The 12,740-nt window shown below is 36.4% G+C and carries 12 protein-coding genes; 3 read left to right on the top strand and 9 right to left on the bottom strand.

From position 1 onward, the window contains the following. Window positions 1-58 precede the first annotated feature (58 nt). On the top strand, window positions 59-1,006 hold the full coding sequence (uspE, locus tag KO502_RS03315) for a universal stress protein UspE (RefSeq protein WP_216021185.1): 948 nt from the start codon (window positions 59-61) through the stop codon (window positions 1,004-1,006). 232 nt (window positions 1,007-1,238) lie between these two features. Here the strand turns inward: uspE and KO502_RS03310 are convergent, their stop codons facing one another. The 3 genes from KO502_RS03310 to KO502_RS03300 are packed head-to-tail and all read right to left on the bottom strand — an operon-like array spanning window position 1,239 to window position 3,810. After that, window positions 1,239-2,195, bottom strand: a complete 957-nt coding sequence (locus tag KO502_RS03310; RefSeq protein ID WP_216021141.1) for a biotin-dependent carboxyltransferase family protein — start codon at window positions 2,193-2,195, stop codon at window positions 1,239-1,241. Next, a complete protein-coding gene (gene pxpB, locus KO502_RS03305; protein WP_216021140.1) occupies window positions 2,189-3,085 on the bottom strand; it encodes a 5-oxoprolinase subunit PxpB in 897 nt (298 codons plus the stop codon). The genes KO502_RS03310 and pxpB overlap by 7 nt, the downstream gene beginning before the upstream one ends. Beyond that, window positions 3,085-3,810 (bottom strand): 5-oxoprolinase subunit PxpA, encoded by a 726-nt coding sequence (locus KO502_RS03300; RefSeq protein WP_216021184.1) that lies wholly within the window; start codon window positions 3,808-3,810, stop codon window positions 3,085-3,087. The genes pxpB and KO502_RS03300 overlap by 1 nt, the downstream gene beginning before the upstream one ends. Before the next feature lie 320 nt (window positions 3,811-4,130). On the opposite strand from KO502_RS03300, the gene KO502_RS03295 reads away from it, so the two are divergent. Then, window positions 4,131-5,120: a phospholipase A gene (locus KO502_RS03295; RefSeq protein WP_252730483.1), complete on the top strand. Its 990-nt coding sequence runs from the start codon at window positions 4,131-4,133 to the stop codon at window positions 5,118-5,120. Between the two features lie 238 nt (window positions 5,121-5,358). On the opposite strand, the gene KO502_RS03290 is transcribed toward KO502_RS03295, so the two are convergent. Further along, window positions 5,359-6,384: a succinylglutamate desuccinylase/aspartoacylase family protein gene (locus KO502_RS03290; protein WP_216021138.1), complete on the bottom strand. Its 1,026-nt coding sequence runs from the start codon at window positions 6,382-6,384 to the stop codon at window positions 5,359-5,361. 44 nt (window positions 6,385-6,428) lie between these two features. Then, a complete protein-coding gene (rimK, locus tag KO502_RS03285; protein WP_216021137.1) occupies window positions 6,429-7,334 on the bottom strand; it encodes a 30S ribosomal protein S6--L-glutamate ligase in 906 nt (301 codons plus the stop codon). Between the two features lie 348 nt (window positions 7,335-7,682). Between rimK and KO502_RS03280 the strand changes: the two genes are divergently transcribed. Then, window positions 7,683-8,534 (top strand): LysR family transcriptional regulator, encoded by an 852-nt coding sequence (locus KO502_RS03280; protein WP_216021136.1) that lies wholly within the window; start codon window positions 7,683-7,685, stop codon window positions 8,532-8,534. A gap of 113 nt (window positions 8,535-8,647) precedes the next feature. Here KO502_RS03280 and KO502_RS03275 read toward each other — a convergent pair whose 3' ends face one another. The 4 genes from KO502_RS03275 to KO502_RS03260 form a co-directional block, all read right to left on the bottom strand. Further along, complete coding sequence (locus KO502_RS03275; protein WP_216021135.1) at window positions 8,648-8,902, bottom strand: hypothetical protein; 255 nt, start codon at window positions 8,900-8,902, stop codon at window positions 8,648-8,650. Window positions 8,903-8,931: 29 nt separating this feature from the next. Beyond that, entirely contained in the window at window positions 8,932-9,150 is a 219-nt protein-coding gene (locus KO502_RS03270) for a hypothetical protein (RefSeq protein WP_216021134.1), read from the bottom strand. A 179-nt stretch (window positions 9,151-9,329) separates the two neighbouring features. Beyond that, a complete protein-coding gene (locus tag KO502_RS03265) occupies window positions 9,330-11,060 on the bottom strand; it encodes an L-lactate permease (RefSeq protein WP_216021133.1) in 1,731 nt (576 codons plus the stop codon). Between the two features lie 107 nt (window positions 11,061-11,167). Beyond that, complete coding sequence (locus KO502_RS03260) at window positions 11,168-12,163, bottom strand: 2-hydroxyacid dehydrogenase (RefSeq protein ID WP_216021132.1); 996 nt, start codon at window positions 12,161-12,163, stop codon at window positions 11,168-11,170. Window positions 12,164-12,740 lie beyond the last annotated feature (577 nt).

Below are 12,740 nucleotides of genomic sequence, written 5' to 3'. Positions count from 1 at the left end.
TGGGAAAGAACTTAATCAAATTGGTATTACGTTAATAATTATTTTATGTGAGGTCAGCATGGACATTTATCAGAACATCCTCGTTATAATCGATCCGACAATTGAAGAACAAAAAGCCCTAAAAAGAGCTATTGAACTTGTGTCTAAAATTCCAGATATTGCCCCTGAGCATAAGGTAAATATTACCGCGTTCTTTAGCATATTCGATTTTTCTTACGAGATGACAACGATATTATCTAGTGACGATCGCGATAGCATGCGTGAAATGGTTATTAAAGAAAAACAACAATGGCTAGATGATATTATTTTAGAGATGAACGCTGGCATTAATATTACCAGTAAAGTCGTTTGGAATAATCGTCCGTATGAAGCCATTATCAAGCAAGTTATCGAGCAAAAGCATGATCTAGTAATCAAAGGCACACACCAACACGACAAATTCAAATCAGTGGTATTTACCCCAACCGATTGGCATATATTAAGAAAATGCCCGTGCCCTGTACTACTAGTTAAAGATCATGAATGGCCTAAGCAAGGTAATATCTTAGCAGCCCTAAATGTTGGTAGTGACGAAGCAGAGCACCTTTCGTTAAATAACCGTATAACCAAGCAAGCAAAAAACATTGCTCAATTAATAACAGCGAATGTGCACCTTGTTAACTCTTACCCTGGAACTCCTGTTAATATCGCCATTGAAATTCCTGAATTTGATGCCAGTGAGTACAATAATGCAATGCAATCGCATCATACCAAAGCAATGCAAAGTCACGCTAATAACTTTGATATTCCATTTGCAAATACTCACGTTAAAGAAGGTTTACCCGAAGCGGTTATTGAACAAGTTGCTTTAAAAATAGATGCCGAGCTTGTAGTGTTAGGTACAGTGGGTCGTACCGGTATTTCAGCGGCGTTAATCGGTAATACTGCTGAGCAAGTTATCGACTTATTAAATTGTGATGTACTCGCTTTAAAACCTGAAGGCTATATTTCGCCATTAGCCGAGTAACTGCGCTAAAGCTAACAGCGAATACATATACCCGTTACTATTCAAAGCGCTCTGAAACATGCAACTTAAATGGTAACGGGTATATAAATAATTTGAAGAGGCAATCTTAAATGATTGCCTTTTTTTATGAGGGTATCGACATTAACTTATGGCAAATAAATGAAATAATTGGATATATGATTGATTACAATGTTTTAAGTATTTATCGGCTAAGCACAAGTTACTAGATAAATTAGCTACATTCGATAAGTTTAACACGGCGAAAGCGATTAATATGAAGGTGAAATAAATTGTCTGCTTTCGATAGTGATATTGGCTCAAAGCGCACTTTATCGCCTTCCCTACATTGCGCTAATCGCGCACAATCTTGCGAAATAACCGCTCCTATTTTAGGGTAGCCACCAATTGTTTGTCTGTCATTTAGCAAAACAATAGGCTGACCATCTGCCGGTATTTGCACCGCACCATAACAAATACCTTCAGATAAAATCCCATCAATATCAGTATTGACTGCTCGACCATCTAAACGATAGCCCATACGATCCCAAAGTTTACTTACCTGATATTCCGAGTTAAAGAACAACCTTTTTTCAACCGTTGAAAATTGTTGATGTTGATAACTTAATATCGTGTGTAATACTACCTCAGCAGAATACACTGGCTGCTCAGCTTCAGGTAACAGCCACAACTTTATATCTTGTTTAAGCTTATGTTGTAATACAGACTTACAAGGTAATATGTCATTTTCAGTCAGCTTGTTACCATTTATACCGCCAATGGACTCTCTACATACTGTCGCCGTACTACCAAAAGTTGGTGTGATATCAAAGCCGCCTTGTACTGCCAAATAACTTCTAACACCTGTAGAGGTAAAACCAAAGTGAATTTCGTCGCCAGCTTGAACCATGAAACTACGCCATAATGGTATTTTATGACCATTAATGGTTAATGGCATAGGCGCACCTGTAACCGCAATAACGCAATCAATTTGTGCAATTAACGTTAAGCCACCCAAACTAATTTCAATGGCTATTGAATTAAGTTCATTACCACATAATTTATTTGCCCAGCTAAAAGCAAGCGCATCAGCAGGACCACCATTAGTTAAGCCTAAATTGAAAGCGCCATAACGTCCCGCATCTTGAATTAAGCTCAATACGCCAGCATTTTTAACCACAAAACCTAACATACTTGCTTAGCCTTACTTTGCTTCTCAATAGGCTCTGGTGTTTTGTTTAGATCTTCAGCGCTATTAGCATCTAATTGTCCGCCTAATTTTAGAAACTCTTGTTTGCTAATTGCCACAAACTTTACTCTGTCGCCTACTTCAACAGGCATAGTTGGGTTTGCTTCAGCATTAAACATATCTGTTGGGCATAAACCTATAATGTTCCAACCACCGGGAGATTGCGCAGGATAAACAGCTGTTTGTTGATCCGCTATCGCAATAGCACCTTTGGGCACTTTTAATCGAGGTGTTGCTAACCTTGGCATCGCAATGCGCTCATCAACCTCACCTAAATAAGCAAACCCAGGAGCAAAGCCTATCGCGTAAACTCTGTATTCTTGCGCTTGGTGCAGTTGTATTACTTGCTCAACCGTCAAGTTAGCGTGTTTAGCAATTCGTGGTAAATCAATACCCGACTCTGCAGAGTAATAAGCCGGTAGTTCTACTAGCCTACCCTGCTTGTTATTTACTGCTTCACAGTTAATCAGTAATTGCTTAAGTTGTTTACGTAAACTGTGATGGTCTATGGTAAGTAAATCAAAGACGACTAAAATAGATCCGTATGAAGGAATGAGGTCAATGACGCTGGTTGCTAAATGCTGACGAATAATCGTTACAGCTTGCTGTACATGAGCATTAATTGCAGGTGAAATAGCAACAGATTTTTCTTTTATAATATTAGACTTTAAGTCCGTAACGGTAGAGCTGCTACTATTTGTAAAGTACAAGATCAGGGCGTTCTCACCGGCAATATCAAGGCTGATATTATTATTTATCTTTATGATTGTTTGATCATCGCAAGAAACTTCTGCAAAGCTAACATCGTCTATAGGTTTGGAGTCAGTAGCCATTACGCTAACAAGCCTTTAATTTCACTAATAGCTTGCACGCCAGCCATGTTATCCCCATGCACACATAAACTATCGACATTAAGTTTTAATATTTTTCCAGAAACCGTTGTCACACTGCTTTGTTCTACTAACTGTTGTACTTGGGCAAGCATTTCTGTTTTTGTTAGAACTGCTCCTGTTTTAGTGCGAGCTAGTAACCTGCCCTCATCATCATAACGACGATCAGCAAATGCCTCACTGTACAAATTTATCCCTAGTTTATTTGCTTGCTGTTGATAATATTCAAAGTCGGCAGTCGCTTGTATCATTAAACTAAGTGGTAAAGGATATTCGGCCAATGCCGTTAATATAGCGCTAAAAACATCAGCATCTTTCATCATGTCGTTATAAAGCGCGCCATGGGGTTTTACATAATCAATCGATAAACCTTGTGCTTTTGCCATCCCCTCTAATGCCGCTATTTGATAATGCAGCAACGCAATTATTTCAGCTGTAGAGCATGCTATAGAGCGGCGACCAAACCCAACTAAATCAGGGTAGCTAGGGTGTGCGCCAATCATTACTTGAGATTCTTTCGCCAACGCTAACGTTTTTTGCATCACTAATGGATCACCCGCATGAAAGCCACAAGCAATACTCGCTTGATCTATATAGGGCATAACCTCTGCGTCCAGTCCCATTGACCAAGCACCAAAACTTTCACCTAAATCACAGTTTAATTTTATTTTCATCATAACTTACGTTTGCTCTATATAAATTGAAAAGTAATCTTCGTTGCCAACTTGATGATTAACATAAAGGAACATTAAATCAATTATATACAAGTTCACTGTCAATATGCAGACAAATACTATAAAACAAAACTTGTTATATAGGCTCTGTTATTAAGGCTACTTATAAAATCAGTATCTATAATCTACCGATTAACCATATAATAGATATAGTATCCAAGTTTATAACTGACACTATAATTATGAAAACTTACTTTGCACTCCCTTTTTGTATAGCATTTTATTTACTATCTTTTGGTTTTTCCTTTTCCATATTGGCTAACGCCCCTGAACAAAAAGATAATCAACTTGATAGGTGTATTTTCAACACTATTAAAAATACTAATAAAGAAAGTACCTTAAGCGAAATACAAAACCAGTGTGAGCAAGAAATAGCTCGAAATATGCTTCATAAAAAAGATACACCTTCTATTGAATTAGGGGCTATTTCAAATAGATTAATTAAAGAAAAAAGAGCAGAAGAAAACCCTTACACACTTAGCCCTTATAAGATGAATTATTTACTACCTTTTACTCTAGTAAATACTGTCAATAGAAATGCCTACAAAGATATTTCTAATTGGGAAGATGAATTAAAAGAATTAGAAGCAGAGTTTCAACTCAGTATAAAAATCCCATTATTAACAGGTTCTTTTTTACGAGAAGGTGATCAAATTTTTTTTGGTTTTACGCTCAAGTCATGGTGGCAAATTTATGCTGATGAAATATCAAGACCCTTTAGAGAAACCAATTACCAACCTGATTTTTTCTACTTAACACCAATCGATTTACATCCTTTTGGTGGTAATTCAGGGTTGGTGGTAGGTTTAGAACATCAATCAAACGGTCAATCGCAATTACTATCACGGAGTTGGAACCGTGTATATATGACTTACCTTTACGAAAAGCGTAATTTTGCCTTAACTTTTCGTCCTTGGTGGCGGATACCCGAAAGCCCGAAATCACCTCCTGAAAATGGCATAATTGATGGTGTAGGCGACGATAACCCCGATATTACCGATTACATGGGACACTTCGAACTAAGTATGGTCTATAAATACAGTACCGATTTAGAGTTTTATTCAATGTTTAGAAATAACTTTGCTACACATAATGGTTATGTAGAGTTGGGGGCAACTTTCCCATTATGGGGCAAGTTAAAGGGTTACACGCAAATGAGTAGTGGTTATGGCGAAAGTTTAATTGACTATAATATTAATCAAACACGGATTGGCATTGGTCTTGCGCTTACTACGTTACTCTAACCTAAAGTGCATTAGAGTGACTTAATCGTGTAAACCATTTTATTTTAAATATTAAACAGTAGATAACTTTTGCAACTATCTTTCATAAAATTTTTTGCATAAGAACTATCACTTTGCATATAAATATCACATAGATAAATATCTCGTAGATGAGTACACCTAAATAATAACTGCAACTCATCTCGCCTTCATAAGTTGTAATTACTGAAGGCGAGTTAGAATGCGTTAAAGTAATAGTTTATACATTGTCACTTTCAGGTAATAATTGCTCTTGTACTGTTTCAATACGCTCAGCAATTTCTTCATCATCCTCACTAAAGTAAGCAACATGAAACATGGCCTCACCTTCTTGCACTAGCGGGATGTTTTGTTTACCGATTAAAATGCCAGATCGTGTTGCTTTAACAGCATCAATCACTTCACCATAAGGGCTGCCTATTTCAGCGAGTATTTGTCCTTTGGTTATTTGGTCGCCCAAGTTCACAATATTGTGAACAATACCACTAGCGTTTGCTCTAACCCACTGACTACCATTCGCAATAAAAGGCGCTATTTTTTTCTTCCGCGATACAGGCGTTTTTCTGGTCATGCCTAAATATTGTAAAACATTTAAAATGCCTTTCATGCCAGCTCTAATTGAAAACTCATCAAAGCGTAATGCCTCACCTGCTTCATATAATAAAATTTTAGTTTCATTTTTAACAGCAGCCTCCCTCAATGAACCATCCACTAAATTAGAATTTAACACCACAGGCACGCCAAACACTTCTGCAAGCTCTTTGGTATCAAGATCAGACATATCTGCTCTAATTTGTGGCAAGTTTGAACGATGAATTGCCCCCGTATGTAAATCAATACCATAGTCGCAGTGCTTAACTATCTCACTTAAAAATATATGAGCTACTCGCCCTGCTAATGAACCTTTAGCCGAACCAGGAAAACAACGGTTTAAATCTCGGCGATCGGGCATATAACGACTTTGATTTACAACACCATAAACATTAACCATAGGTACGGCGATAACCGTTCCTTTTATAATTTTAAATTTATTCTCGTGAATTAAACGACGAATAATTTCTATACCGTTTAATTCATCACCGTGTACCGCAGCACTCACAAAAATTGTAGGGCCTGGTTTTTTAGCTCGAATAATATGGATAGGTAACGAAACATTAGCGTCTGTATATAGTTTGGCAACAGGCAAGTTTATTTTTCTCTGTTCACCGGGTAAAATTTCAAAACCACCAATTTTTAATACATTCATAACACTCTCTTTAAGTCCTTATTAGAACAAGTAAAATTGCTAAATTAACCTCTACCACGTGTTTTAGTATTGTTTGGTTTAGCATTTTTCTCTAAAAAATCAAAAACCATACCGGCTACATTTTTTCCAGTTGCCGTTTCAATTCCCTCTAAACCAGGTGAAGAGTTAACTTCCATCACCATAGGGCCATTTTGTGAACGTAATAAATCAACACCACACATGTTTAAGCCCATTGCTTTAGCAGCCATAATTGCTGTTTCACGCTCTTCTTTAGAAAGCTTAACGACAGTCGCAGAGCCACCACGATGTAAATTAGAGCGAAACTCGCCTTCTGCGCCTTGACGCTTCATCGCTGCTACTACTTTGCCACCAATAACTAAACAGCGAATATCAGCACCACCCGCTTCTTTTACAAATTCTTGCACTAAAATGTTAGCTTTTAAGCCCATAAAAGCTTCAATGATCGCTTCAGCTGCTTTAGCTGTGTCGGCTAATACCACGCCAATACCTTGAGTACCTTCTAATAACTTAATAACAACAGGTGCACCACCAACATTCTTAATTAAATCTTTAGTATTATCTGGTTTATTAGCAAAGCCTGTACGAGGTAAACCAATACCTTTACGTGATAGTAATTGTAATGAACGTAATTTGTCACGCGAGCGACTAATTGCCACCGATTCATTTATGTTAAAAGTACCCATCATTTCAAACTGTCTTGCCACCGCCGTTCCGTAAAAGGTAACAGATGCGCCAATACGCGGAATAATAGCATCGTACTCAGGAAGCTCTCTACCGTGATAACGTACTTTAGAATGGGTACTCGTAATGTCCATGTAACAATGCAAGGTATCAATAATATCAACTTCATGTCCCATAGCTTCACCCGCTTCTTTTAAGCGTCGAGTTGAGTAAAGGTTTTTATTACGGGATAAAATAGCAACTTTCATAGGAGCCCTTATAATCTATATTTTAATGTTTATCGAAATTTTTATCACAATCACAACGGCTAGCTATAACAAAGTTATAACAGAGCCATACTAAAGTTACGAATTTGGTTTTAACTTTGTTGCGTCAAACCGTTAGACCGTAAACTTATTAAATGTGTATACCCGTTCCACTTGAAGATGCTCGTTTCAATTTCAGCTGAATCCTACATCTTCAAGTGGAGCGGGTATATAGGATAAAAGTGATGAAATAATTTAAAGGGAGTGTATAGTCAACTAACCAAATAATAAAACGCTATATTTTAATGGGTTTAATCAAAATAATCGATTAAACGGCATTTATGGGATCTTATGAAAATAGAATTATTAAAAACATTTTTAGAAGTCAGTAGAACATTACACTTTAGAATTGCGTCTGAAAACTTATTTATTACCCAGTCTGCAGTTAGCGCCCGCATTAAATTGTTAGAAGATGATTTAGGCGTATTACTATTTGATCGAAGTCAAAAGCACTTAAAGTTAACTCCTGAAGGGAATCGCTTAATAAAACATGCGAATGAATTGTTATTTATGTGGCAAAAAACCAAGCAAGATGTTGGTATTGCTGATAACGATATGCACCAATTAGTGATTGGCTCTGTTATGTCGATTTGGGATATTGTGTTACAAGATTGGCTTAAAAAGATTCACCGTAATCTTGATGATGTCAGTTTACTTACCAATACATACTCGCAACTAGAGTTAAGAAAAAGCTTACTCACTCGAGTGATAGATATCGCCTTTTTATTTGAGCCTCCTTATATCGAAGATTTAATTACCCAAAAAATAGCGAGTGTGCCATTACATTTAGTGTCAACTAACCCTGAAGACAACACCGACACTATTGCCTTGGATAATCACATTATGGTGGATTATGGTGAAGCGGTTAACACCCAACATTTACGAGAGTTTCAACACGCTCCTGCAGCAAAACATCATATGAGCCAACCGAGAATTGCTTTAAATTTTTTATTGGATGCGGGGGGAAGTGCTTATTTACCCAAACAAATGACGTTTGAATATATTGCTAAAAATAAATTACACCTCATTGAAAAAGCACCGGTATATTCAAGAGAGGTTTTTGCGGCATATTTAGCTAAGAGCCAAAAAGTAGATATTATTCAACAAGCTTTAATGCTATTTCCGCAGCTTAAAAACAAATAAACCAGTAATTTAACGCCTTAATAAGGAAATAAATTACTGGTTTAAAATACCCGAACAAGCTTAAAAATGTAGCTGTGTTGTACGCTTATTTACTACTTGTTCAAATATGCAGGTTAAGCTTCTTCTTTAGGTAAAGAGCTAATAGTTTGGTAATAACCTTCTTCTAACTCAGTATTAATACAAGATAATAAGTATTTATTTAAATCTTTCGACTCAATTTCATCATCTGATGCATAATCAGTACATGATTGTAAAAGGCTGAACACATAATCATTAGGTGCTTCCATTAAATCATCCGCAACTTCTTCGCTATATGCATTGACAGAAGTTAAAGTTAAGGCCGCAAGTACTAAAAATATTTTTTTCATGGTTATTTTCTCTTAAACAATTAAGTTATTTACATATCCCAATGGTCACTAAATGAATTTAGTTGCCTATCAAGTGATTTTTGTTCGTTAATTACATCTAATTTTTGTCTAGTAAAATATTTTTCTCTCGACTGAAGTCTAACTGATTTTTTGCTAGCTGATTCAGCAGAAAGGTCAATATCTACACTAGTTAAATTTACATTGCTATCTGTCTCTATATTCGTATCTTCATATGTATCAGTATCCATTACTTTTCCTTGCTAAAATAGAAATAGATCACGGCAAGATAATGAACGTAAATGCTCAGATAATGAAGCAAAAAAAATTTGTCTTATCAATCAATAATTTTTATCAAACTATTCTATCGGTTATCTCCTCAAGTTATTTTTAACAAATATTTATCGCAACAACATGAGCAAGTTTACTTTTATAAAGTCAACCAAATCATAGATACCACACCAACCATCAAGCAATATATCAGCATAGGCACCATAGTAATGCGTATAACAGCCCCTTCTTTGCCTGTTAAACCAACCACAGAGCAAGCGGCAACAACATTTACCACACACACCATATTACCTGCGTTAGAGCCGAGCATTTGTAAAGCTAGCACCAAGTTCTGTGGAATACCTAAATTGAACGCTGTTGCTTGCTGTAAGTCTGCAAACATCATATTTGAAAAGGTAGCTGAGCCTGATATAAAAGTGCCTAATGCACCAACAAAAGAAGCTAAAAGTGGCCATACTTGGCCAAAACTATCGGCCATCATGCTAGCTAATTCTTTTGGCATACTACTAAGCGTTGCACCACTCACATTAGAGTTAATGAAAATACGTACTAAAGGAACCGCTGCTGCTAATGTTAATGCCGTAGGTAGTAATGCTTTAGTAGAATCAGTGATCGCGCTAACTGATTGACTTTTATTCATTTTATGTAAATAAAACGTCATTAAACAGACTAAAGCAAAGATGAAGCCGGGTAAATAAAGTGGACTAATTGAATGAGAAATCCCAGTATTTAAAATATCATCAAAAGAGAAGCTGACACTGGCCAATAATGACTTAAATGGCAGAAAATCTAAACGTGTTAAGACCAATAAAATAGCCACTAACACATAAGGAAGCCATGCCCGAGTAATTGACATAGGTACCGCAAAATTACTATGAGTCATATTGCCATGAATATTCACTAAACGAGTTGTTGAAATGTTATTCAATGTGCTTTCTTTACTTTGTGAACGTTCTTGCGCATATTCCTCAGGATTAGCATCTACATTTGCTTGCTCGCTTTCCGTTAAGTTACTTGCTTCATTGTTATCAGTTGGAAAACCCCATACTTTATCAGGTACCAAAAATTTAAGTTTTACAGCGCCAACAACTAATATTAAACCAATTAGCCCGCCAATAATCGATGGAAACTCAGGCCCTAATAAATTAGCAACAACCCATGCAGGTCCAATAAAAGCGAGTCCTGAAAAAATAGCAAAAGGCCAAAGAGCTAAACCTTCTTTAAAGGATTTATTCTCGCCCCAAAAGCGCGTTAATATACTGACCATAATAAGTGGGATAAATACCCCTACGAATAAGTCGATACTGACCGCGGTAGTAGCAATATTTTGTAATTGTTCTGGAGTTATATCAGATAAACCGCGATTAATTCCTACTAAAATAGGCGTTCCAACAGCGCCAAAAGATACCGCAGAAGAATCAGCAATTAATGCTAACGCTACCGCCGCTAAAGGGTTGAAACCAAGAGCTACCAGTAAAGGAGCACAAATAGCTGCAGGAGTACCAAAGCCAGAAGCACCTTCTAAAAAACTACCAAATAACCAAGCAATGATGATCAATTGAATACGACGATCAGGGCTTATACTCATAAACCCTTCTCTTATAACGCTAATCGCCCCACTTTGCGTTAAGGTGTTCAATAAGAATATTGCCCCAAAAATAATAATCAATATTGATGCAGCAATGATCCAACCTTCAATCACCGAAGCTGCTATTTGTATCACCGGAATATGCCAAAACAAGGCGCTCATCAAACCAGTAATTACTAAGCTAATACTCATCGCTTTCATCGCCGGCCAGCGTAAAATAATAAGAAACAGTAATACCGAAATAACGGGCATTAATGCAGTTATCGTTTGTAAAAAAGTCATTAAAATTCCATCTAGTTAAAAAGCGCTTTTTGTTTACCCTAAAAGTAACTCTGTTGGGAGAAGATGCGTTAGTTGCAACTTTTAATTAAGTAAAAATTAGTGTTTTATTATGGAAAAGGTATTAAACAGGCTTTATCTAAATCCCCTAACTCTAAGGCGGTAAGATTATTTAAGGTAACTTTTGAAATGGCATCTAAGGCTTCTCGAGTAAAAAAGGCTTGGTGTCCGGTGATAACAACATTGGAGAAAGTCAATAAACGTGCAAATACATCATCTTGTAAAATGGTGTTAGAAAAATCTTCAAAAAACAAATCTGTTTCTTCTTCATAAACATCTAAACCAAGGTGCCCAATTTGCTCGGTTTTTAATCCTTCTATAACTGCTACAGTATCGACTAAACCGCCGCGACTCGTGTTAATGATCATGACACCTTTTTTCATTTTATTCAGTGCTGCTGCGTTGATCATGTGGTGAGTATCACTATTTAATGGACAATGTAATGAAATAACATCACTTAGCTTATAGAGGTCATTTAAACTTCTATAATCAACACCAAGCGCCTTTACCTCATCACTAGGATAAAGATCGTACGCAACAACTTTACAGCCAAAACCAAGCATTATTTTAATTAAACAAACACCTATTTTGCCAGTGCCTATCACTCCGATTGTTTTACCGTACATATCAAAACCAAGTAAACCATCAAGAATATAATAATGCTCACGCACTCGTGAGAAAGCACGGTGGATATTACGATTTAAATCCATCATTAAGGCAACGGCATGTTCAGCCACAGCGTAAGGTGAGTATTCAGGAACTCTAACCACTTTGATGTTATGTTGAGCACAAGCGTTTAAATCAACATTATTATAGCCAGCACAACGCATCGCAATATACTGCACACCATAGTTTGCCATTATTTCTATACACTCGGTGCTTAGCTGATCATTAACAAAACAACAAATTGCTTCGTGACCATCGGCAAGCGAGGCGGTAAGTTTTGTTAAACGTGCGGGTATATAGGTAAATTCATGCTTACCCTCATTAAATTTATTTAAATGTGTTTCGTCATACGCTTTAGTACTAAATACAGCAACTTTCATGAAGGTATCTCCTTGATAAATTTAATGCTTATGCCGTTATGTTTTTCCTTAATTATTTTAAAGAATTAGGGAAACGCAGTTAAGATCGGATATTCATTTTTAAAGCAATAATAAGAAGTCTTAGTATTAGTATTAGAAATTACCACATTACATTCATTTGCACAGCTAATTATCAAGTTGAGTGAAGTAAAAAGTTACCGCTATTGATATAAATCAACTACCTTGCCTTAAAGTACTATATTTTCATCTGCACAATAATTCCTCAGCCAAAGAAATCCCATGAATAGCGCCTTTAACCCTTCATAAATTAAATAACTTTTTTGCATTAAATACTTAATTAAAAAAAGTGATTAATAACACAAAAATATTTCGCTTTTAAAGTTTCTATTATCGGAACATTATTTAGCCGTAACCAAAAATGACATTTTTAGAAGGTAGAAAATGAACATTGATGCATCTGACAGCTTAATACCAATTTGATTAAGTTCTTTCCCACTCAGCGAGAATTAAAAGGCTTAGAGGCAAGGCATTGATTGAAGAGAATGGTTGTTCAGGAGAATGTGCTCCTGCATTCTCT

It is taken from the genome of Colwellia sp. E2M01, from assembly GCF_018860585.1.
Classification (GTDB): domain Bacteria; phylum Pseudomonadota; class Gammaproteobacteria; order Enterobacterales; family Alteromonadaceae; genus Colwellia.
The sequence above is the reverse complement of the archived record's forward strand: the minus strand, read 5'-3'. Positions and strand labels throughout refer to the sequence as shown.